This is a genomic window from Pseudomonas sp. Marseille-Q5299, assembly GCF_943737035.1.
Lineage (GTDB): Bacteria > Pseudomonadota > Gammaproteobacteria > Pseudomonadales > Pseudomonadaceae > Aquipseudomonas > Aquipseudomonas putida_E.
On the sequence record NZ_CALSFR010000001.1, the window covers coordinates 304,039 to 326,753 of the forward strand.

Consider the following 22,715-nt stretch of genomic DNA (forward strand, 5'->3'; position numbering starts at 1 on the left):
AGCGGCCTTGTGTCGCGAAAGGGCTGCGCAGCGGCCCCAAGATCTGTGCAGCAATGGAGATTCTTGGGGCCGCTGCGCGACCCTTTCGCGACACAAGGCCGCTCCTACCACAGGACCGAGTCGCCCATAGAGGATTTTGAATCATGCACCAATGGATCAACGCCCTCGCCGACCACCAGGCCCGCGGCGAACCCTGCGTACTGGTGACCATCATCGAGGAGCGCGGCTCGACCCCGCGCAATGCCGGCTCGAAAATGGTCGTCAGTGCCACAGCCCTGTATGACACCATCGGCGGCGGCCACCTGGAATTCAAGGCGCTGCACATTGCCCGGGCAATGCTCGAAGAACACCGCACCACGCCGCACCTGGAGCGCTTCAGCCTCGGCGCCAGCCTCGGACAGTGCTGTGGCGGCGTCACCGTGCTGCTGTTCGAGCCCATGACCGCTGTGCAGGCGCAAATCGCCGTGTTCGGCGCGGGCCATGTCGGCCGGGCTCTGGTACCCTTGCTCGCCGCCCTGCCCTGCCGGGTGCGCTGGATCGATTCGCGTGAACAGGAATTCCCCGAGCTCATCCCCAACGGGGTGACCAAGGTGGTCAGCGAAGAGCCGGTCGACGAAGTGGCCGAGCTGCCAGCCGGTTGCTACTGCATCGTCATGACCCACAACCACCAGCTCGACCTGGAGCTGACCGCCGCCATTCTCAAGCGCAACGATTTCACCTGGTTCGGCCTGATCGGCTCGAAGACCAAACGGGTCAAGTTCGAACACCGCCTGCGCGAGCGCGGCTTTGACGAGGCCGTGATGGCGCGCATGCGTTGCCCGATGGGCATCGCCGAGGTCAAGGGCAAGCTGCCGATCGAGATCGCCGTGTCCATCGCCGGCGAAATCATTGCCACCTACAACGCCTGCTTTGGCCAGCATGACGCTGGCGTCAATGCGGGCCCCATCGCCCAGTTGCTGCCGCCCTCCCGGCGCAGCCAAGCCAATTGACGAGTGAGTTATGACCGTTACCCGCAAAGCCTACCGTGCCGCCATCCTGCACAGCATCGCCGACCCGGCCGAGGTGGGCCTGGACGCCTCCCATGAGTACTACGAGGACGGCCTGCTGGTGATCGACGAGGGTCGCATCAGTGCATTGGGCCATGCCAGCGAACTGCTGCCGACGCTGGATGCCGACATCGAAGTGGTGCATTACCAGGACGCCCTGATCACCCCGGGCTTCATCGACACCCACATTCACTTCCCGCAGACCGGCATGATCGGTTCCTACGGCGAGCAACTGCTGGACTGGCTCAACACCTATACCTTCCCCTGTGAAAAGCAGTTCGCCGACAAGGATCATGCCGACAAAGTGGCGAAGATCTTCCTCAAGGAACTGCTGCGCAACGGCACCACCACTGCGCTGGTGTTCGGCAGTGTGCACCCGCAGTCGGTCAATGCACTGTTCGAGGAGGCCGAGCGCCTGGACCTGCGCATGATCGCCGGCAAGGTGATGATGGACCGCAACGCCCCCGACTACCTGACCGATACCGCCGAAACCAGCTACACCGACAGCAAGGCGCTGATCGAGCGCTGGCACGGCAAGGGCCGCCTGCACTACGCGGTAACCCCGCGCTTCGCGCCCACCAGCACCGCGCAGCAATTGAAGCTTGCCGGGCAGTTGCTCAAGGAGCACCCGGGCGTCTACATGCACACCCACCTGTCCGAGAACCTCAAGGAAATCGACTGGGTCAAGGAACTGTTCCCTGAGCAGAAAGGTTACCTGGACGTCTACGACCACTTCGAACTGCTCGGCGAGCGCTCCGTTTTCGCCCACGGCGTGCACCTGTGCGACGACGAATGCCAGCGCTTGTCCGAGACGGGCTCGGCGATCGCCTTCTGCCCGACCTCGAACCTGTTCCTGGGCAGCGGCCTGTTCAACCTGCCCCAGGCCGAACGCTTCAAGGTAAACGTAGGCTTGGGTACCGACGTCGGCGCCGGCACCAGCTTCTCGCTGCTCAATACCCTGAACGAGGCGTACAAGGTCATGCAGCTGCAAGGCGCGCGCCTGCACCCCTACAAGTCGCTGTACCTGGCCACCCTGGGCGGTGCCCGTGCGCTGCGCCTGGATGACCGGATCGGCAGCCTGCGCCCCGGCAACGATGCCGACTTCGTGGTGCTCGACTACAAGGCCACGCCGCTGCTTGACTACCGTATCCAGCAATCAGGCAGCATCGAAGAGACCCTGTTCGTGCTCACCACCTTGGGCGATGATCGCACCGTGCGCGAAACCTACGCCGCCGGGTGCTGCGTGCACCAGCGCTAAGGCACTTTCGCCAGGCCCCGGTAAAGTGCGCCGCCGATCGCTGCCCCGATCAGCGGCGCCAACCAGAACAGCCACAGCTGCTGCAAGGCCCAGCCACCGACGAACAGCGCCGGCCCCGTGCTGCGCGCGGGGTTGACCGAGGTATTGGTCACAGGGATCGAGATCAGGTGGATCAGGGTCAGGGCCAGGCCGATGGCGATAGGTGCAAAACCCGCCGGGGCCCGAGCGTCGGTTGCGCCCATGATCACCACCAGGAACATCGCCGTCATCACCACTTCACTGACAAAACCTGCGCCCAGCGAGTAACCGCCTGGCGAGTGGTCGGCATAGCCGTTGGACGCCAGGCCCGCCGACAGCTCGAAGCCGGCCTTGCCACTGGCGATGAAGTAGATCACCGCTGCCGCGCAGATCGCACCGATCACCTGAGCGATGACGTAAGGCAGCAACTCTTTGGCCGGAAAACGCCCGCCCACTACCAACCCGAAGGAAACGGCAGGGTTCAGATGACAACCGGAGATGTGGCCAATGGCGAATGCCATCGTCAGCACGGTAAGACCGAAAGCGAAGGCGACACCGAGAACGCCGATGCCGAGGGGAGAGCTGGCTGCGATTACCGCACTGCCGCAGCCGCCGAGTACCAACCAGAAGGTGCCGATCAGCTCGGCTCCCATGCGCACACCCAAAGACGTCGACATGAACCTTTCCTCATGTAGTTGAACGCAGGAGACTGCGCAAGCCCAACTACTTGATGAAGGTTTGCTCACAAGAATCTAGCAGACGTTTGGTTTATGGCCACTCATTCAGCCAGGCAAACGATCAACCCTTGAGCGAAACCTTGGGTTTTTTCAGCAGATGCGAAAACACCGCATGCAGATCGTCCGAGGCACTCTCCTCGTCCAGGTTGAGCTTGCTGTCGATATGGTCCATGTGATGCATCATCAGGCTGACCGCCTGCTCGGCATCACGCGCCTCGATGGCATCGATCAGTTGCATGTGCTCGTCGTAAGAGCAGTGCGAGCGGTTGCCGCTTTCGTACTGGGCAATGATCAGCGACGTCTGCGACACCAGGCTGCGCTGGAAGCTGACCAGCGGGGCATTGCCGGCCGCCTCGGCCAGCTTCAGGTGAAACTCGCCGGACAAACGGATGCCGGCACCACGGTCGCCCCGCGAGAAGCTGTCACGCTCTTCACGCACCATGTGCCGCAGTTCGTTGAGCTGCTCGAGGGTGGCATGCTGTACGGCCAGTTCGGTGATGGCGCGTTCGACCATGCGCCGGGAGAAGAACACCTGGCGCGCCTCTTCGACCGTCGGGCTGGCCACCACGGCACCGCGGTTGGGCCGCAGCAGCACAACGCTTTCGTGGGCCAGGCGCGACAAGGCACGACGGATGATGGTACGGCTGACGCCGAATATCTCGCCCAGCGCTTCCTCGCTCAACTTGGTGCCCGGTGCGAGTCGCTGCTCGAGGATCGCCTCGAAGATATGCGCATAGACGATATCGTCCTGGGTACCGCTGCGGCCAGCCTTGCCGGCACGTGCAGGTTTCTTCAGAGGTTGCAGCTGTTCGTTCATGGGCTCTCGAGGCACGAAGGAAAGTATGGCGGCATTGTACACAGGCTGAGCCGTTTCTGCAGGTGGGCTTTTAGCTATATAGCCGATGCGCGGCATATTGTGCGCACAAAAGATAAAACATTATTTGCTTTCTTTGTACACAAAAGCATAATCCATCGAGCAACTTCTTGACCCGTAAGTCAACAAAGCGGCGTCAGACGTCTGCCATCCCTCGCGGAGCCACCAAGTGCATTGCGCAGGTCACTGGCTCCAAGAACAACAAGAAAGACTTGAGGAGTACCGCTGTGGAAAGCCGCAAATCCGACGCACCTACGCTGGATCTCGCTCCGCCGCTCGAAACGAGCTGGCTGGAGCGGATTTTCAAACTCAAGCAACACGGCAGTACCGTCAAAACCGAAATGATCGCCGGGGTGACCACCTTCATCACCATGGCGTACATCATCTTCGTCAACCCCAACATCATGGCTGACGCCGGCATCGATCACGGCGCAGCATTCGTCGCCACCTGCATTGCCGCAGCACTGGGCTGCCTGCTGATGGGCCTGTACGCCAACTGGCCGGTGGGCCTGGCGCCGGGCATGGGCCTCAACGCGTTTTTCACCTACACCGTGGTCGGGACCATGGGCTACAACTGGGAGACAGCGCTGGGCGCGGTATTCGTATCCGGTGTGCTGTTCATGTTTCTGACCCTGTCCAAGGTCCGCGAGTGGCTGCTCAACAGCATCCCGGTAAGCCTGCGACATGCCATGGGGGCCGGCGTCGGATTGTTTCTCGGGCTGATCGGCCTCAAGACCGCAGGCATCATCGTCGACAGCCCGGCCACGCTGATCAAGCTGGGCTCCATGCATGAACCAGGCCCGCTGCTGGCGGCCCTGTGCTTCCTGTCGATTGCCATCCTCAGCTACAAACGCGTGTTCGGCGCCATCCTGATCAGCATCATCGGCGTCACTCTGGCAGGCTGGGGCCTGGGCCTGGTGAAATTTGGCGGCGTGATGTCGATGCCGCCGAGCCTGGCCCCCACCTGGATGGCCATGGACGTGGCCGGCGTGTTCAACGTGAGCATGATCAGCGTGGTGCTGGCGTTCCTCTTCGTGCACATGTTCGACACCGCCGGCACCTTGATGGGCGTCGCCCAGCGGGCCAACCTGGTGGCACCGGACGGCCGCATCGAAGGCCTGTCGAAGGCATTGAAGGCGGACAGCGCATCCAGCGTGTTCGGTGCCGTGGTCGGGGTGCCGCCGGTAACCAGCTATGTAGAAAGTGCCGCGGGTGTTGCCGCAGGTGGCCGCACTGGCCTGACCGCGGTGGTGGTTGGCCTGCTGTTCGTGGCGGCGATGTTCTTTGCACCGCTGGCCGGGATGATTCCAGCCTACGCGACTGCAGGCGCACTGATTTACGTGGCCATGCTGATGATGGGCAGCATGGCGCACATCCATTGGGATGAAGCCACTGACAGCATCCCGGCGATCGTCACGGTGATCATGATGCCGCTGACCTTCTCGGTGGCAGACGGTATTGCCATGGGCTTCATCACCTATGTGGCGCTGAAGGCCGGTACCGGCAGGTACAAAGAGATTTCGGCCAGCCTGTGGGTGCTGTGCGCGATCTTCATTGCCAAGTTCGTGTTCCTCTGAGCTGACAATTGCACCAGAACAGGGCGCTTCGGCGCCCTTTTTGTGCTGTTAGCACCGCCCTCATCGCCGGCAAGCCGGCTTCTACTGGAGTGGCGTCAGCTTTAGAAGTTGAATAGGTCAGTGCCCGGGAGAGTGGCGAAATCGCTTGGATGCCATTCGATAAGGCCGGCGCCGTACCTTTTGTGGGAGCCTGCTTGCCGGCGATGAAGCCAGTGGAGAGAACACAAAACAGCAGACGAAAAAAAGCCCGCCAGTGTGAGAGCGGGCCAAGGACCTACGAAGATTCTTCTAGCGACCAACTAGCTCCCGCGATAGGTCGAATAGCTATACGGCGAGATCAGCAGCGGCACATGGTAGTGCTCCTGCTTCTCGTCGATGCCAAAGCGCAGCACAACAACATCCAGAAACGCCGGCTCCGGCAGTTGTACGCCGCGAGCACGGTAGTAGGCGCCAGCACTGAACTGCAGCTGGTAAACGCCAGTACGGTAATCGTCACCCTGCAACAGCGGCGCATCGACGCGGCCATCGCTGTTGGTCAGGGCAGTGTTCACCAGCTCAAGCTGCTGGCCTTCGACACGGTACAGCTCGACCTTGATCGCGCTGCCCGGGCAGCCGTGAGCTGCATCCAGTACGTGTGTAGTCAAACGTCCCATTGCTTGTCGCCTCTTGTTCAATCTGTGGGCAAAAAATACACAGCCATTCGCACGGCAAGGAACCTGCGATGGGCGGGAATGCCGTTATTAAGACATTTCGTCGGCAGATTGTACACAATTTTTTGAGACCTTCCGTCGAGGCCCGCTCGAACGGGTCAATAGTCGCAAATACAGGCGCTGTGCCGACGCCAATCTCATTAACTGACCAATCAGGCAGGTTTCTTGCAACAGATTCTCAGGCGACAAAAGGGAAGAAATGCGGAAAAACAGGCTTACAAATGATTTCAGAAGTTGTATACAATCAGCCCATCCGGTGGTGCGACATCCCGACGCGGCCCGCCCACCCCCCGCACTAACGCACAAGAAGGAAGACTGCAGTGAGCGCTGACTATCCTCGCGACCTGATCGGTTACGGCAACAACCCACCTCACCCGCAATGGCCGGGCAATGCCCGCATCGCGCTGTCTTTCGTCCTGAATTACGAAGAAGGTGGCGAGCGCAACATCCTGCACGGCGACAAAGAGTCTGAAGCCTTCCTGTCCGAGATGGTCGCTGCCCAGCCGCTGCAGGGCCAGCGCAACATGAGCATGGAGTCGCTGTACGAATATGGCAGCCGGGCCGGCGTATGGCGCCTGCTCAAGCTGTTCAAGGACAGCGGCGTGCCGCTGACCGTGTTCGCCGTGGCCATGGCTGCCCAGCGCCATCCGGACGTGATCCGCGCCATGGTCGAAGCCGGCCACGAGATCTGCAGCCACGGCTACCGTTGGATCGACTACCAGAACATGGATGAGGCCCAGGAGCGCGAGCACATGCTCGAGGCCATCCGCATCCTCACCGAACTGACCGGCGAACGCCCGGTAGGCTGGTACACCGGCCGCACCGGCCCCAATACCCGCCGCCTGGTCATGGAGGAAGGTGGCTTCCTCTACGACAGCGATACCTACGATGACGACCTGCCCTACTGGGAACCGAACAACCCGACCGGCAAGCCGCACCTGGTGATCCCCTACACCTTGGACACCAATGACATGCGCTTCACCCAGGTACAGGGCTTCAACTGCGGCGAGCAGTTCTTCCAGTACCTCAAGGACGCCTTCGATGTGCTGTACGCCGAAGGTGCCGAAGCGCCGAAGATGCTTTCCATCGGCCTGCACTGCCGGTTGGTCGGCCGCCCGGCGCGCCTGGCCGCGCTCAAGCGTTTCGTCGACTACGCCAAGAGCCATGACCAGGTCTGGTTCGCCCGTCGCGCGGACATCGCCCGCCACTGGCACGCCACCCACCCGTACAAGAAAGAGAACGCCTGATGACCGCCTTCAAGACCCTCAAGCCATCGACCTTGGACCGTGACACCTTCGTCAAGGTCTTCGCCGACATCTACGAGCATTCGCCGTGGGTCGCCGAAAAAGCCTACGACCTGGGCCAGCTGGACGAGCTGAACGAGATCGAAGCGCTGCACCAGCGCATGAGCGACATCCTGCTCAGTGCCAACCACGCCGACCAGTTGGCGCTGATCAACGCTCACCCGGACCTGGCCGGTAAAGCCGCCATCCAGGGCGAGCTGACCGAATCGAGCACCAACGAACAGGCCGGCGCCGGTATCCACCAGTGCACCGCCGAAGAGTTCGCCCGGTTCACCGAACTGAACGATGCCTACAAGGCCAAGTTCCAGTTCCCGTTCATCATGGCAGTCAAGGGCAGCAACCGGCACCAGATCCTCGCCGCTTTCGAAAAGCGCATCCACAACGACACCGATGCCGAATTCAAGGAAGCCCTGGCGCAGATCAACCTGATCGCCCTGTTCCGTCTGCTGCAGCTGTAACCGGCGCGGCAACGTTAGAGCCTTATCCAGAACAACGAACATAGAAGAGATAACCGCATGCGCACCCTGATGATCGAGCCCCTGACCAAAGAAGCCTTCGCCCCCTTCGGTGACGTGATCGAAACCGATGGCAGTGACCACTTCATGATCAACAACGGCTCGACCATGCGCTTCCACAAGCTCGCCACGGTCGAGACCGCCGAGCCTGAAGACAAAGCGATCATCAGCATCTTCCGCGCCGACGCGCTGGACATGCCGCTGACCGTGCGCATGCTGGAACGCCATCCGCTGGGCAGCCAGGCTTTCATCCCGCTGCTCGGCAACCCCTTTCTGATCGTGGTCGCGCCCGTTGGCGATGCACCTGTATCAGGCTTGGTCCGTGCCTTCCGCAGTAATGGCAGGCAGGGCGTCAATTACCATCGCGGCGTTTGGCACCACCCGGTGCTTACGATCGAAAAGCGGGATGATTTCCTGGTGGTTGATCGCAGTGGTTCCGGCAACAACTGCGATGAGCATTACTTCACCGAGGAACAGATGCTGATCCTCAATCCCCACCAATAAGAAAAGGTCGATCATCGTTCGGTGATCGGCAGAGGTACATACTGTGGAAGCACACCTTCACGAATGGCTGAACCTGAGCATTCGCTGGGTTCACATGATCACCGGCGTGGCCTGGATCGGTGCATCGTTCTACTTCGTCTGGCTGGAAAACAACCTGAACCGGAGCAATCCGCGTGACGGGCTGTCGGGTGACCTTTGGGCCATCCACGGCGGTGGTATCTACCACCTTGAGAAGTACAAGCTGGCGCCGCCGAAAATGCCCGAGAACCTGCACTGGTTCAAATGGGAAGCCTACTTCACCTGGATGTCCGGTATCGCCCTGCTGTGCGTGGTGTTCTACTGGAACCCGACCCTGTACCTGCTGGCCCCTGGCAGCACCCTGAGCGGTGCCGAGGGCGTGGCCATCGGTATCGGTTCGCTGGTGGCCGGCTGGTTCATCTACGACCTGCTCTGCGATTCGCCACTGGGCAAACGCCCGGCACTGCTTGGCGCCGTGCTGTTCGTACTGATCATCGCCGCCTGCTGGGGCTTCAGCCTGGTGTTCAGCGGCCGTGGCGCGTACCTGCACACTGGCGCGATCATCGGCACCATCATGGTCGGTAACGTGTTCCGCATCATCATGCCGGCCCAGCGCCAGCTGGTGGCAGCGATCGAGAACAACACCACCCCCGACCCGCGCCTGCCGGCCAAAGGCCTGCTGCGTTCGCGTCACAACAACTACTTCACCTTGCCGGTGCTGTTCATCATGATCAGCAACCACTTCCCGAGCACCTACGGTAGCCAGTACAACTGGCTGATCCTGGCCGGCATTGCCGTAGCCGCGGTACTGATCCGCCACTACTTCAACACCCGCCACGACAGCAGCAAGTACGCCTGGACCCTGCCGGCCGGTGCCCTGGCGATGATCTGCCTGGCTTACGTCACCGGCCCGAAACCGATGGCTGTTGCCCCTGAGCAGGCCGCAGCGAAGGTCGAGTACCAGCCACTGCCAGCGACGGCAGTAGGTGGCAAGACCGCTGCCGAACAGCGCGCCGAGGACGCTGCCAAGGCGGCCCAAGCGCCTGCCGCACCGGCTCAAGCCCCAGCCCAGGCGACTGCGCAGGCCGGTGGCGGCGCCTTCGACAAGATCCACACCGTCATCCAGGAACGCTGCACAGTGTGCCACTCGTCGAAACCGACCAGCCCGCTGTTCAGCACCGCCCCTGGCGGCGTGGTGTTCGACACCCCGCAGCAGATCCAGGCCCAGGCCGCGCGCATTCAGGCGCAAGCGGTCGCCAGCCAGATCATGCCGCTGGGCAACATCACCCAGATGACCGTCGAGGAGCGCAAGCTCGTCGGTGACTGGATCGCCAAAGGTGCCCAGGTCAACTGATCGAAGCCGCACGCTTCAAGCTTCAAGCTGTAAGTCCCAAGTAACAAGCAAGCATCGAGCGTCAGGCTCCAACGCGGATCACCAAGCTTCTTCCTGAAGCTTGCCGCTTGGAGCTTGCCGCTTGGATCCGAGAATAAAAACAAAACTCGAGGTGCTGCATGTCCGAGTCACGCAAGGCGTACATTCCTGTGGCGCCACCGCGCGAACCTCTGCCCCTGTTCCAACTGATCCTGGTCGGCCTGCAACACGTTCTGCTGATGTACGGAGGCGCGATTGCCGTGCCTTTGATCATCGGCCAGGCAGCCGGATTGTCCCGTGAAGAAGTCGCTTTCCTGATCAACGCCGACCTGCTGGTCGCAGGCGTAGCCACCATCATCCAGTCGTTCGGTATCGGCCCGGTAGGGATCCGCATGCCGGTGATGATGGGCGCCAGTTTCGCTGCCGTCGGCAGCATGGTGGCCATGGCCGGCATGCCTGGCGTAGGCCTGCAGGGGATCTTCGGTGCGACCATCGCCGCCGGGTTCTTCGGCATGCTCATCGCGCCGTTCATGTCCAAGGTCGTACGCTTCTTCCCGCCGCTGGTCACAGGTACCGTGATCACCTCGATCGGCCTCTCGCTGTTCCCGGTCGCAGTCAACTGGGCCGGTGGCGGCCATGAGGCAGAAGCCTTCGGCTCGCCGATCTACCTGATGGTGGCAGGCCTGGTGCTGGCCGTGATCCTGTTGATCAACCGCTTCATGCGTGGCTTCTGGGTCAACGTATCGGTGCTGGTAGGCATGGGCCTGGGTTACATCCTGGCCGGTTCCATCGGCATGGTCGACCTGTCCGGCCTGAGCCAGGCACCGTGGCTGCAAGTGGTGACGCCACTGCACTTTGGCATGCCGACCTTCAGCCTGGCACCGATCCTGTCGATGTGCCTGGTGGTGGTGATCATCTTCGTCGAGTCCACGGGCATGTTCCTCGCCCTGGGCAAGGTGACCGATCGCGAAGTCACCCCAGGGATGCTGCGCCGGGGCCTGCTGTGCGATGCCGGCGCGTCGTTCATCGCCGGGTTCTTCAACACCTTCACCCACTCCTCGTTCGCCCAGAACATCGGCCTGGTGCAGATGACCGGGGTACGCTGCCGCTATGTCACCGTGGTGGCAGGCGCGCTGCTGATCCTGCTCAGCCTGCTGCCCAAGGCGGCTTACCTGATCGCCTCGATTCCGCCTGCAGTGCTGGGTGGTGCGTCCATTGCCATGTTCGGCATGGTCACCGCCACCGGGATCAAGATCCTTCAGGAGGCAGACATCGGCGACCGCCGCAACCAGCTGCTGGTTGCGGTCAGCGTCGGCTTCGGCCTGATCCCGGTGGTCCGCCCGGAGTTCTTCGCACAGATGCCGCAGTGGATGGAACCCATCACCCACAGTGGTATCGCCATGGCCACGGTCAGTGCCTTGGTGCTGAACGTGCTGTTCAACATCCTCGGTGGTGCCGACCGCGCGGCGCACAACGACGCCTGTCACCAGCATTGAGCCAAGCGGGGCGGCGCCGTGCGTCGCCCCTGCTCTTGTCCGTTGTAACTGCCACACCGTCGGCCCGCCGGAATGGGCCGCCCGGGGCGCCTGCGCGCCAAAAAATCCGCCAACAAAAACAATAAGTCCGGGAATCACAACATGAAGCGCATCGCATCAACCCTGTTGCTGGGCAGCAGCCTGCTGGCCACCCTCCCCTCGCATGCAGGCGAATGGCTGCTGTGGCACGGCGAAAGCCTGACCTATCTGTATGGCAAGGACTTCAAGGTCAACCCAGACATTCAGCAGACCATCACGTTCGAGCACGCCAACAAATGGAAGTACGGCGACACCTTCCTGTTCGTCGACAAGATCTTCTACAACGGCAAGCCCGATGCCAGCAAAGGCGTGACCACCTACTACGGTGAGTTCAGCCCGCGACTGTCGTTCGGCAAGATCTTCGACCAGAAGCTCGCCTTCGGCCCGATCAAGGACGTGCTGCTGGCCATGACCTACGAGCGTGGCGAAGGCGACAACGAGGCCTATCTGATCGGCCCCGGTTTCGACCTGAACATTCCCGGCTTCAACTATTTCACCCTCAATTTCTACCTGCGCAACACCGAAGGCGGCCGCCCTGGCGACGACGTCTGGCAGATCACCCCCGGTTGGTCGTACACCATTCCTGTGGGCAGATCGGACATTCTGATCGACGGCTACATGGACTGGGTGCCCGACAACGACCAGAACAGCCGCGGCACCTATCACGCCAACCTGCACTTCAACCCGCAGGTCAAATACGACCTGGGCAAGGCGCTCAACCTGGGCGCCAAACAGCTGTATGTAGGCTTTGAGTACAGCTACTGGAAGGACAAGTACGGCATCGACAGCCGCGGCAATCTGGAGAGTAACCAGAGTGTCGCCAGCGCCCTGATCAAGGTACATTTCTGAAAACCTGATCAAACGCCCAAGTTTGATACACGCTGCTCCAGGACGGAGCACTTGAGGCCAGGCGCGCAAGCCAGTAATCTGCGCGCCCCCTCGAACAGGGCAGGATGGATCCTGCCCGCGTTTACTGACCGCTCAGTCAATGAATTCGGGCGGTTGGCCAACGCGTTGCCAGCCGGAAATACCCATTTTCAGCCGTTCAGAACGAGTCGAGCAGGAAGGTTGTAGCCAATCCGGAAAGTTGGCGCAGCTCTTGCCAAACAACTGTGGCCAATCGAAAAAAGCTGACTCAAAAGACAAAAAAAGCGCCAATACCGAGCGCTGACAACAGACCAATCAAGGGAGCGACACTCGCAATGCGTACCATCAATAGCCTGATTCTCGCGGGCGGCCTGCTGGCCTGCGGCACCACCTACGCCGATGACCTGCTGCAGTGGCAGAACAACAGCCTGACCTACCTGTGGGGCAAGAACTTCAAGGTCAACCCGGCGATCCAGCAAACCGTCACCTTCGAGCACGCCGATGGCTGGAAGTACGGCGACAACTTCGTCTTCGTCGACAAGATCTTCTACAACGGCAAGAAGGACTCGGGTAACGGCGACAACACCTACTACGGTGAAATCAGCCCGCGCCTGTCGTTCGGCAAGATCTTCGACCAGAAGCTGGCATTCGGCCCGGTCAAGGACGTGCTGCTGGCAATGACCTATGAGTTTGGCGAGGGTGATACCGAGTCCTACCTGATCGGCCCTGGCTTCGACCTGGACATCCCGGGCTTCGACTACTTCCAGCTGAACTTCTACCAGCGCACCACCGACGGCAGCCGGGCCGGTGACAACGTCTGGCAGATCACCCCGGTGTGGTCGTACACCATCCCTGTGGGCTCCTCCGACATCCTCATCGACGGCTTCATGGACTGGGTGGTCGACAACGACGAGAACCGCCGCGGTACCTACCAGGCCAACCTGCACTTCAACCCGCAGGTCAAATATGACCTGGGCAAGGCGTTGCACCTGGGTGAGAAGCAGCTGTATGTGGGCTTTGAGTACGACTACTGGAAGAACAAGTACGGCATCAAGGATTCCGACGGGTTCACCACCGACCAGAACACTGCAAGCTTCCTGGTCAAGGTTCACTTCTGATTCAGGGGGCTGCTGTGCAGCCCTTTCGCGACACAAGGCCGCTCCTACAATCGTCGTAGCGGCCTTGTGTCGCGAAAGGGCCGCAAAGCGGCCCAATTCACCTTCATCAAGCCGGGCGCAGCACTCGCCACAACTTGCCCAATCCGCTGACCACCGCCAACACCACGGCCCCCGCAACAATCCCCACCCCACCATTGAGCAACGCGCCAGTAAGCGCCCCGCCCCGCCCTTCACTGAACGCCTCGATGGCGTGATGCAGCGGCGCAACACCGTGTACCAGAATCCCGCCACCGACCAGGAACATCGCCGCAGTCCCGATCACCGACAGGCTTTTCATCATGTAGGGCGCCGCCCGCAGAATGCCGTTGCCCACCACCTGGGCCGCTTTCGAGGCTTTCTGAGTCATCCACAAGCCCAGGTCATCGAGCTTGACGATACCGCCCACCAACCCATAGACACCCACGGTCATGACGATCGCAATGCCCGACAGCACGATGATCTGCTGAGTCAGCGGCGCATCGGCCACAGTGCCCAAGGTGATGGCGATGATTTCTGCCGAGAGGATGAAGTCGGTGCGCACCGCCCCCTTGATCTTGGTCTTCTCAAAGGCCACCAGGTCGACGTTCGCATCGGCAACGGCTTCGCTGCGCGCACTGTGCTCGGCAGCATCCTCCTCCTTGCTGTGCAAGAACTTGTGCGCCAGCTTTTCGAAGCCTTCGAAACACAGGTACGCACCACCGATCATCAGCAGCGGCGTCACCGCCCATGGGATGAACGCGCTGATCAGCAGCGCCGCCGGCACCAGGATCGCCTTGTTGACGAACGAGCCCTTGGCCACCGCCCACACCACCGGGATCTCGCGCTCGGCGCGCACACCGGTGACCTGCTGGGCGTTGAGTGCCAGGTCGTCGCCCAGCACACCTGCGGTTTTCTTCGCCGCCACCTTGGTCATCAACGAGACATCGTCGAGTACCGTGGCAATGTCGTCGATCAGTACCAGTAAACTGCTTCCTGCCATGTCTGCCTGTTTCCCGTGAAATGAATGGGCCGGAGTCTAGCCCAAAGTCGCTGCCTTGAGCGCCCCTCGAGCCCGGTGCTACCATGCCCGATCCCTCTTAGAGGTGGCCAGACACGAGGAAGATCCCTGACCATGAGCACCATTCGCGAGCGCAACAAGGAACTGATCCTGCGCGCGGCCAGCGAGGAATTCGCCGACAAGGGCTTCGCCGCCACCAAGACCAGCGATATCGCGGCCAAGGCCGGCCTGCCCAAGCCGAACGTGTATTACTACTTCAAGTCCAAGGACAACCTCTACCGCGAGGTCCTGGAGAGCATCATCGCGCCGATCATGCAGGCGTCCACGCCGTTCAATGCCGACGGCGACCCCAAGGAAGTGCTGAGTGCCTACATCCGCTCGAAGATCCGCATTTCGCGAGACCTGCCGCATGCCTCGAAGGTGTTCGCCAGCGAGATCATGCACGGTGCGCCGCACCTCTCGCCCAACCAGGTGGAACAGCTCAACGAGCAGGCCCGCCACAACATCGAGTGCATCGAGCGCTGGATCGAGCGCGGGCAGATTGCCAAGGTCGACGCGCACCACCTGATGTTCAGCATCTGGGCGGCGACTCAGACCTATGCCGATTTCGATTGGCAGATTTCGGTGATCACCGGCAAGGCCAAGCTGGCCGACAGTGATTACGAAGCAGCAGCCGAGACCATCATTCGGCTGGTGCTCAAAGGCTGTGAACCCGAGGCGGCCTGACAAGGCCAGTGGGGCTGCTCTGCAGCCCTCTCGCGACACAAGGCCGCTGTAGGAGCGGCCTCGTGTCGCGATAGGGCCGCAACGCGGCCCCGGCAATTTAAAGCCTTACGCAGCTACACCGGCATCCGCCGTCAACCCCGCCTCTTCGATCGCACTGATCGCACACTGCTCGTCGATATCCGACGTATCGCCGCTGATCCCTACGGCACCCAGCACCTTGCCGTCCTGATCGCGGATCAGCACGCCACCTGGCGCCGGCACCACCGGCCGCTCACCCACACCATTCAACGCGGCAAAAAACGCCGGCCGCTGCTGCGCATCCAGCGCCAGCAAGCGCGAGCCCTTGCCCAGGGCAATCGCGCCCCAGGCCTTGCCCGTGGCCACCTCAGGGCGAATCAGGCTGGCGCCATCTTCGCGCTGCAGGGCCAGCACATGCCCACCGGCATCCAGCACCACCACCGTCAACGGCGCAGCATTGATCTTGCGGCCCGCCGCCAGCGCCGCGTTCACCAGGCTGACAGCGACTTTCAGGTTCAAAGCGTTCATGGAAAGGTCCTCTTCTTGTTGTGAGAAGCCCGAGGGCAGTTGAAAATCGATCACTCAAATAGAACACAACCGCAACCACTTTTGTATACAATAAATTGAAACGATCGTATGCGATGACGCAAATCGCCGTTTTCATGGGCGCTCGGACGAAAGCAACCTCCCCCGATGAAAACCCATTGACCTGAACCGCCAGCCGTGAATACACTCTGGCACAAAGCAAGTTGTATACAATTACAAAATCGATGAGGCACAACCCATGAGCAAAATGAGAGCAATCGATGCAGCCGTTCTGGTCATGCGCCGTGAAGGTGTAGATACCGCGTTCGGCATCCCAGGGGCTGCCATCAACCCGTTGTACTCGGCCCTGAAAAAAGTCGGTGGCATCGATCACGTCCTCGCTCGTCACGTTGAAGGCGCCTCGCACATGGCCGAGGGTTACACCCGCGCCAACCCAGGCAACATCGGCGTGTGCATCGGCACCTCCGGCCCCGCCGGCACCGACATGGTCACCGGCCTGTACAGCGCATCGGCCGACTCCATCCCGATTCTCTGCATCACCGGCCAGGCGCCACGTGCCCGTCTGCACAAAGAAGACTTCCAGGCTGTCGACATCACCAGCATCGTCAAGCCCGTCACCAAGTGGGCGACCACCGTTCTGGAACCAGGCCAAGTGCCTTATGCCTTCCAGAAAGCCTTCTACGAAATGCGTACCGGCCGCCCAGGCCCTGTGCTGATCGACCTGCCGTTCGACGTGCAGATGGCCGAAATCGAATTCGACATCGACGCCTACGAGCCGCTGGTCGTCAACAAACCGTCCGCCACTCGCGTACAGGCTGAAAAAGCCCTGGCCCTGCTCAACGACGCCGAGCGCCCGCTGCTGGTGGCCGGTGGCGGCATCATCAACGCCGACGCCAGCGACAAGCTGGTGGAGTTCGCCGAACTGACCGGCGTGCCCGTGATCCCTACCCTGATGGGCTGGGGCACCATCCCGGACGACCACGCCCAGATGGTCGGCATGGTCGGCCTGCAGACCTCGCACCGCTACGGCAACGCCACCCTGCTCAAGTCCGACCTGGTGTTCGGTATCGGTAACCGTTGGGCCAACCGCCACACCGGTTCCGTTGACGTTTACACCGAAGGCCGCAAGTTCGTTCACGTCGACATCGAGCCCACCCAGATCGGCCGCGTGTTCACCCCGGACCTGGGTATCGTTTCCGACGCAGGCCTGGCGCTGGACGTGTTCATCGAAGTGGCCCGCGAGTGGAAAGCCGCCGGCAAGCTGCAGTGCCGCAAGGTCTGGCTGGAAGACTGCCAGCAGCGTAAATCGAGCCTGCAGCGCAAGACTCACTTCGACAACGTGCCGGTCAAGCCGCAGCGCGTTTACGAAGAGATGAACCAGGTGTTCGGCAAGGACACCTGCTACGTCAGCACCATTGGCCTGTCGCAGATTGCCGGCGCGCAGTTCCTGCACGTATACAAGCCACGCCACTGGATCAACTGTGGCCAGGCCGGCCCGCTCGGCTGGACCATCCCGGCGGCACTGGGTGTGGTCAAGGCCGACCCGAAACGCAAGGTTGTGGCTCTGTCGGGTGACTACGACTTCCAGTTCATGATCGAAGAGCTGGCCGTGGGCGCGCAGTTCAACCTGCCGTACGTACACGTGCTGGTGAACAACGCCTACCTGGGCCTGATCCGTCAGGCGCAGCGTGGCTTCGACATGGATTACTGTGTACAACTGGCGTTCGAGAACATCAACTCCACCGACGCCGCCACCTACGGTGTCGATCACGTCGCCGTGGTCGAAGGCCTGGGCTGCAAGGCCATCCGTGTCTTCGAGCCGGGTGAAATCGCCCCGGCACTGCTCAAGGCACAGAAGATGGCCGAAGAGTTCCGTGTACCGGTCGTGGTGGAAGTGATTCTGGAGCGTGTGACCAACATTTCCATGGGCACCGAGATCAACGCGGTCAACGAGTTCGAAGACCTGGCGCTGGTCGGCAACGACGCGCCAACCGCCATCTCGATGCTGGACTGATCGCCTGACGCCCCCGTGCTGCGCCCTAACTGGGGGCGCCGGGGGCCTTCATCGCAAGGAGACACATCATGCCTCGCTTCGCTGCCAACCTGTCCATGCTGTTCACCGAACAGGACTTCCTGGCCCGCTTCAAGGCTGCCGCCGATGCTGGTTTCAGCGGCGTCGAATACCTCTTCCCGTACGACTTCAGCGCTGCCGAAATCAAGCAGCAGCTCGACGCCCACGGCCTGACCCAGGTGCTGTTCAACCTGCCGGCCGGTGATTGGGGCAAAGGTGAGCGCGGAATCGCGTGCCATCCCGACCGCGTCGAAGAATTCCGCGCCGGTGTCGACAAGGCCATCGAATACGCCAAGGTACTGGGCAACACCCAGGTCAACTGCCTGGCCGGCATTCGCCCGCAAGGCCTGCAGTGCGCCGACGTGCGCAAGACCTTTGTCGACAACCTGAAGTTCGCTGCCGACAAGCTCAAAGCCGCTGGCATTCGCCTGGTCATGGAAATGATCAACACCCGCGACATCCCGGGCTTCTACCTGAACACCACCCGGCAGGCCCTGGAAATCCAGGCCGAAGTGGGCAGCGACAACCTGTTCCTGCAATACGACATCTACCACATGCAGATCATGGAAGGTGACCTGGCTCGCACCATGGAAGCCAACCTGAAACTGATCAACCACATCCAGCTGGCCGACAACCCGGGCCGTAACGAACCGGGTACCGGCGAGATCAACTACCGCTTCCTGTTCGAACACCTGGACCGCATCGGTTACCAGGGTTGGGTAGGCGCGGAGTACAAGCCGCTGACTACCACCGAAGCAGGCCTGGGCTGGCTGAAGACACACAACGCAATCTAAGAACGCTCGCAGAACCTGCTGTAGGAGCGGCCTTGTGTCGCGAAGGGCTGCAAAGCAGCCCCGGCAGATTGCCTGCGCAACTGAGATCGAGGGGCCACTGCGCGCCCCTTCGCGACACAAGGCCGCCCCTACAGGGGGCCGAGTCGCCTGCTTACATAAATATAAAAGAGGTAATTTCTCATGGCTAAAATCGGTTTCCTCGGCACCGGCATCATGGGCAAGCCCATGGCTCAGAACCTGCAAAAAGCAGGTCACAGCATTTTCGTTTCCACCCACCACGAGGCCGCACCGGCTGACCTGATCGCCGCTGGCGCAGTGGCGCTGGCCAACCCGAAAGAGGTTGCCCAGGAAGCCGAGTTCATCATCGTCATGGTGCCGGACACCCCGCAGGTCGAAAGCGTACTGTTCGACCAGAACGGTGTCGCCGAAGGCGTGGGCCCGAACAAGGTGGTGATCGACATGAGCTCGATCTCGCCGACCGCCACCAAGGCCTTTGCCGAGAAGATCAAGGCCACCGGTGCCGCCTACCTCGACGCACCAGTGTCCGGTGGTGAAGTCGGTGCCAAGGCCGCGACCCTGAGCATCATGGTCGGTGGCTGCCCGAACGCCTTCGAACGCGCCCTGCCGCTGTTCGAAGCCATGGGCAAGAACATCACCCGCGTCGGCGGCAACGGTGACGGCCAGACGGCCAAGGTCGCCAACCAGATCATCGTCGCCCTGAACATCCAGGCCGTCAGCGAAGCTCTGCTGTTCGCGGCCAAGAACGGTGCAGACCCTGCCAAGGTGCGTGAAGCGCTGATGGGCGGCTTCGCCTCCTCGAAGATCCTCGAAGTGCATGCCGAGCGCATGATCAAAGGTACCTTCGACCCAGGCTTCCGCATCAATCTGCACCAGAAAGACCTGAACCTGGCCCTGCAAGGCGCCAAGGAGCTGGGCATCAACCTGCCCAACACCTCCAACGCCCAGCAAGTGTTCAGCACCTGCGTGGCACTGGGCGGCGGCAACTGGGACCACTCGGCGCTGATCAAAGGCCTGGAGCACATGGCCAACTTCTCGATCCGCGGCGAGAAATAAGCTTCAAGCTGTAAGCCTCAAGCGGCAAGCAAAAGCAGGTCTGCTTTTACTTGCGGCTTGTAGCTTGAAGCTTGCAGCTCTGGGGACCGCCCCTGGTTCGGCCTGCACGGAGGCAGTTCCAGGGGCGTTTTCGATTCTGCAGAACAACAATAATTGGGAGCCTGCCATGTCGGTCGATCCGCAAAAACTTCTCCGCGACCTGTTCGACACAGCCATCGCTGCCGCCCACCCCCGTCAAGTCCTCGAACCCTACCTGCCCGCCGACCGTAGCGGCCGGGTCATCGTCATCGGCGCCGGCAAAGCCGCAGCGGCCATGGCCGAAGTGGTCGAGAAGAGCTGGCAGGGTGAAGTGTCCGGGCTGGTGGTCACACGTTACGGTCATGGCGCCAACTGCCAGAAGATCGAAGTGGTCGAAGCCGCCCACCCGGTCCCCGACGCCGCTGGCCTGGCCGTGGCCAAACGTGTGCTGGAACTGGTCAGCGACCTGAACGAAGACGACCGCGTCATCTTCCTGCTCTCTGGCGGTGGTTCGGCCCTGCTGGCGCTGCCAGCCGAAGGCCTGACCCTGGCCGACAAGCAACAGATCAACAAGGCGCTGCTCAAATCCGGTGCCACCATCGGCGAGATGAACTGCGTGCGCAAGCACCTCTCGGCGATCAAGGGCGGCCGCCTGGCCAAAGCCTGCTGGCCCGCCACTGTCTACACCTATGCCATTTCCGATGTGCCCGGCGACCTGGCTACGGTCATCGCCTCCGGCCCTACCGTGGCCGACCCGAGCACCTCGGCCGACGCCCTGGCGATCCTCAAGCGCTACAACATCGAAGCGCCCAAGGCCGTCATCGACTGGCTCAACAACCCCGCCTCGGAAACCGTCAAGGCCGATGACCCGGCCCTGGCCCGCAGCCACTTCCAGCTGATCGCCAAGCCCCAGCAATCGCTTGAAGCCGCTGCAGTGCAAGCCCTCCAGGCCGGCTTCAGCCCGCTGATCCTCGGCGACCTGGAAGGTGAATCGCGTGAAGTGGCCAAGGTGCATGCCGGTATCACCCGGCAGATCGTCCAGCACGGGCAACCGCTCAAAGCACCTTGCGTGATCCTTTCTGGCGGCGAAACCACCGTCACCGTACGCGGCAATGGCCGTGGCGGGCGCAATGCGGAGTTTTTGCTCAGCCTCACCGAAAGCCTGAAGGGCCTGCCGGGCGTGTACGCCCTGGCTGGTGATACCGACGGCATCGACGGCTCGGAAGAAAACGCCGGCGCCTTCATGACGCCAGCCAGCTTCGCCCGCGCCGAGGCACTGGGCCTGTCGGCCAGTGACGAGCTGGACAACAACAACGGCTACGGCTATTTCGCCGCACTCGATGCGCTGATCGTCACTGAGCCGACCCGCACCAACGTCAACGACTTCCGCGCCATCCTGATCCTTGAGACTGCACAATCATGACGCCTGATAAAAAAGTCAAAATCCTCGCCACCCTCGGCCCTGCGATCAGCGGCATCGACGATATCCGCCAGCTGGTAGAAGCCGGGGTGAACATCTTCCGCCTCAACTTCAGCCATGGCGAACACGCCGATCACGCCCTGCGCTACCAGTGGATCCGCGAGGTCGAGCAACAGCTGAACTACCCGCTGGGCATTCTCATGGACTTGCAAGGGCCCAAGCTGCGCGTTGGCCGCTTTGCCGAAGGCAAGGTGCAGCTGCAACGCGGCCAAGCACTGCGCCTGGACCTGGACAAGGCCCCGGGTGACAGCCGCCGGGTCAACCTGCCGCACCCGGAGATCATCGCCGCGCTGGAGCCCGGCATGGACCTGCTGCTGGACGACGGCAAGCTGCGGCTGCGCGTAACCGCCAAGCACAACGACGCCATCGACACTGAAGTGCTGAACGGTGGCGAGCTGTCCGATCGCAAGGGCGTCAACGTACCGCAGGCAGTACTCGACCTCTCCCCGCTTACTGAAAAGGACCGCCGCGACCTGGCCTTTGGCCTGGAACTGGGCGTGGACTGGGTGGCCCTGTCGTTCGTGCAGCGCCCTGAGGACATCGTCGAAGCACGCCAGCTGATTGGCGATCGCGCCTACTTGATGGCCAAGATCGAGAAGCCATCGGCAGTCGAACAGCTGCAAGCCATCGCCGAACTGGCAGACGCGATCATGGTGGCCCGCGGTGACCTTGGCGTGGAAGTGCCGGCCGAGAGCGTGCCGCAGATCCAGAAACGCATCATCGGCACCTGCCGCCAGCTGGGTAAACCGGTGGTGGTGGCCACGCAGATGCTCGAATCCATGCGTTTCTCGCCAGCCCCGACCCGCGCCGAAGTCACCGACGTCGCCAATGCCGTTGCCGAAGGTGCCGATGCGGTGATGCTGTCGGCCGAGACCGCCTCGGGTGACTACCCACTGGAAGCCGTGCAGATGATGAGCAAGATCATCCGCCAGGTGGAGAACGGCCCGGACTACCAGGCCCAGCTCGACGTTGGCCGGCCCAAAGCTGAAGCCACCGTGTCGGACGCCATCAGCTGCGCGATCCGCCGGATCAGCGGCATCCTGCCGGTGGCGGTGCTGGTCAACTACAGCGAGTCGGGCGCCTCGACCCTGCGCGCCGCACGCGAGCGGCCACGGGCGCCGATCCTCAACCTGACGCCGAACCTGGTCACTGCCCGCCGCCTGAGCGTGACCTGGGGCGTGCACTCGGTGGTCAATGACCGTTTGCGCCAGGTAGATGAGGTGGTCTCCACCGCACTGGAAATTGCCCAGGCCCAAGGCATGGCCAGCCGTGGTGACACATTGCTGATCACTGCCGGTGTGCCGTTCGGCAAGCCAGGCTCGACCAACAGCCTGCGGATCGAGACCTTGGTCTGAGATTGCCGGGGGCGCTTTGCGCCCCTTTCGCGACACAAGGCCGCTCCTACCGGCGAACGCGAAACCCTGTAGGAGCGGCCTTGCGTCGCGAAAGGAGGGCAAAGC

Annotated in this window: 21 protein-coding genes; 16 read left to right on the forward strand and 5 right to left on the reverse strand. The window is 61.8% G+C overall.

Annotated elements, in window-relative coordinates; genetic code table 11:
• The first annotated feature begins 143 nt into the window (after positions 1-143).
• Complete coding sequence (xdhC, locus tag NGJ21_RS01220; RefSeq protein ID WP_046785306.1) at positions 144-989, forward strand: xanthine dehydrogenase accessory protein XdhC; 846 nt, start codon at positions 144-146, stop codon at positions 987-989.
• Positions 990-999: 10 nt separating this feature from the next.
• The gene (gene guaD / locus NGJ21_RS01225) at positions 1,000-2,304 is read left to right on the forward strand and encodes a guanine deaminase (protein WP_237860932.1); all 1,305 of its coding nucleotides are present in this window, start codon (positions 1,000-1,002) and stop codon (positions 2,302-2,304) included.
• Here the strand turns inward: guaD and aqpZ are convergent.
• Together aqpZ and NGJ21_RS01235 are read right to left on the reverse strand one after the other, a co-directional pair.
• Positions 2,301-2,999 (reverse strand): aquaporin Z, encoded by a 699-nt coding sequence (gene aqpZ, locus NGJ21_RS01230; protein ID WP_119687520.1) that lies wholly within the window; start codon positions 2,997-2,999, stop codon positions 2,301-2,303. The two genes, guaD and aqpZ, sit on opposite strands and share 4 nt — an antisense overlap.
• A 121-nt stretch (positions 3,000-3,120) precedes the next feature.
• Complete coding sequence (locus NGJ21_RS01235) at positions 3,121-3,876, reverse strand: GntR family transcriptional regulator (protein ID WP_012315441.1); 756 nt, start codon at positions 3,874-3,876, stop codon at positions 3,121-3,123.
• A 284-nt stretch (positions 3,877-4,160) separates the two neighbouring features.
• On the opposite strand from NGJ21_RS01235, the gene NGJ21_RS01240 reads away from it, so the two are divergent.
• Entirely contained in the window at positions 4,161-5,510 is a 1,350-nt protein-coding gene (locus NGJ21_RS01240; protein ID WP_012315442.1) for an NCS2 family permease, read from the forward strand.
• Positions 5,511-5,809: 299 nt separating this feature from the next.
• On the opposite strand, the gene uraH is transcribed toward NGJ21_RS01240, so the two are convergent.
• Positions 5,810-6,163 (reverse strand): hydroxyisourate hydrolase, encoded by a 354-nt coding sequence (gene uraH, locus NGJ21_RS01245; protein WP_012315443.1) that lies wholly within the window; start codon positions 6,161-6,163, stop codon positions 5,810-5,812.
• 377 nt (positions 6,164-6,540) lie between these two features.
• Between uraH and puuE the strand changes: the two genes are divergently transcribed.
• The 7 genes from puuE to NGJ21_RS01280 all read left to right on the forward strand — a co-directional run bounded on the left by puuE (position 6,541) and on the right by NGJ21_RS01280 (position 13,492).
• Positions 6,541-7,467, forward strand: coding sequence for an allantoinase PuuE (puuE, locus tag NGJ21_RS01250; protein ID WP_012315444.1), 927 nt, complete (start codon positions 6,541-6,543; stop codon positions 7,465-7,467).
• Positions 7,467-7,982 carry a 2-oxo-4-hydroxy-4-carboxy-5-ureidoimidazoline decarboxylase gene (uraD, locus tag NGJ21_RS01255; protein WP_012315445.1) on the forward strand — a complete coding sequence of 172 codons (516 nt, stop codon included), beginning with the start codon at positions 7,467-7,469 and terminating at the stop codon, positions 7,980-7,982. Before puuE ends, uraD begins: the two co-directional genes overlap by 1 nt.
• 57 nt (positions 7,983-8,039) lie before the next feature.
• Positions 8,040-8,543, forward strand: a complete 504-nt coding sequence (locus tag NGJ21_RS01260; RefSeq protein ID WP_012315446.1) for an ureidoglycolate lyase — start codon at positions 8,040-8,042, stop codon at positions 8,541-8,543.
• A 43-nt stretch (positions 8,544-8,586) separates the two neighbouring features.
• Complete coding sequence (locus tag NGJ21_RS01265) at positions 8,587-9,915, forward strand: urate hydroxylase PuuD (protein WP_046785311.1); 1,329 nt, start codon at positions 8,587-8,589, stop codon at positions 9,913-9,915.
• Positions 9,916-10,073: 158 nt separating this feature from the next.
• The gene (locus tag NGJ21_RS01270) at positions 10,074-11,429 is read left to right on the forward strand and encodes a nucleobase:cation symporter-2 family protein (protein ID WP_039601600.1); all 1,356 of its coding nucleotides are present in this window, start codon (positions 10,074-10,076) and stop codon (positions 11,427-11,429) included.
• Between the two features lie 141 nt (positions 11,430-11,570).
• Complete coding sequence (locus NGJ21_RS01275) at positions 11,571-12,356, forward strand: outer membrane protein OmpK (RefSeq protein ID WP_012315449.1); 786 nt, start codon at positions 11,571-11,573, stop codon at positions 12,354-12,356.
• Positions 12,357-12,709: 353 nt separating this feature from the next.
• Positions 12,710-13,492, forward strand: coding sequence for an outer membrane protein OmpK (locus NGJ21_RS01280; protein WP_039601601.1), 783 nt, complete (start codon positions 12,710-12,712; stop codon positions 13,490-13,492).
• A gap of 106 nt (positions 13,493-13,598) precedes the next feature.
• Here the strand turns inward: NGJ21_RS01280 and NGJ21_RS01285 are convergent, their stop codons facing one another.
• Entirely contained in the window at positions 13,599-14,510 is a 912-nt protein-coding gene (locus NGJ21_RS01285; RefSeq protein WP_119687522.1) for a DUF808 domain-containing protein, read from the reverse strand.
• Between the two features lie 132 nt (positions 14,511-14,642).
• On the opposite strand from NGJ21_RS01285, the gene NGJ21_RS01290 reads away from it, so the two are divergent.
• Entirely contained in the window at positions 14,643-15,254 is a 612-nt protein-coding gene (locus NGJ21_RS01290) for a TetR/AcrR family transcriptional regulator (RefSeq protein WP_039604598.1), read from the forward strand.
• 105 nt (positions 15,255-15,359) lie between these two features.
• Here NGJ21_RS01290 and NGJ21_RS01295 read toward each other — a convergent pair whose 3' ends face one another.
• Positions 15,360-15,800: a GlcG/HbpS family heme-binding protein gene (locus tag NGJ21_RS01295; protein ID WP_012315453.1), complete on the reverse strand. Its 441-nt coding sequence runs from the start codon at positions 15,798-15,800 to the stop codon at positions 15,360-15,362.
• A 256-nt stretch (positions 15,801-16,056) separates the two neighbouring features.
• Between NGJ21_RS01295 and gcl the strand changes: the two genes are divergently transcribed.
• The 5 genes from gcl (at position 16,057) to pyk (ending at position 22,610) form a co-directional block, all read left to right on the forward strand.
• A complete protein-coding gene (gene gcl, locus NGJ21_RS01300) occupies positions 16,057-17,832 on the forward strand; it encodes a glyoxylate carboligase (RefSeq protein ID WP_251961708.1) in 1,776 nt (591 codons plus the stop codon).
• Between the two features lie 68 nt (positions 17,833-17,900).
• Positions 17,901-18,683, forward strand: a complete 783-nt coding sequence (gene hyi, locus NGJ21_RS01305) for a hydroxypyruvate isomerase (RefSeq protein WP_012315455.1) — start codon at positions 17,901-17,903, stop codon at positions 18,681-18,683.
• Between the two features lie 180 nt (positions 18,684-18,863).
• On the forward strand, positions 18,864-19,757 hold the full coding sequence (locus tag NGJ21_RS01310; RefSeq protein ID WP_039603965.1) for a 2-hydroxy-3-oxopropionate reductase: 894 nt from the start codon (positions 18,864-18,866) through the stop codon (positions 19,755-19,757).
• A 166-nt stretch (positions 19,758-19,923) separates the two neighbouring features.
• The gene (locus tag NGJ21_RS01315; RefSeq protein ID WP_251961709.1) at positions 19,924-21,198 is read left to right on the forward strand and encodes a glycerate kinase type-2 family protein; all 1,275 of its coding nucleotides are present in this window, start codon (positions 19,924-19,926) and stop codon (positions 21,196-21,198) included.
• Entirely contained in the window at positions 21,195-22,610 is a 1,416-nt protein-coding gene (pyk, locus tag NGJ21_RS01320; RefSeq protein ID WP_251961710.1) for a pyruvate kinase, read from the forward strand. Before NGJ21_RS01315 ends, pyk begins: the two co-directional genes overlap by 4 nt.
• Positions 22,611-22,715: the final 105 nt, after the last annotated feature.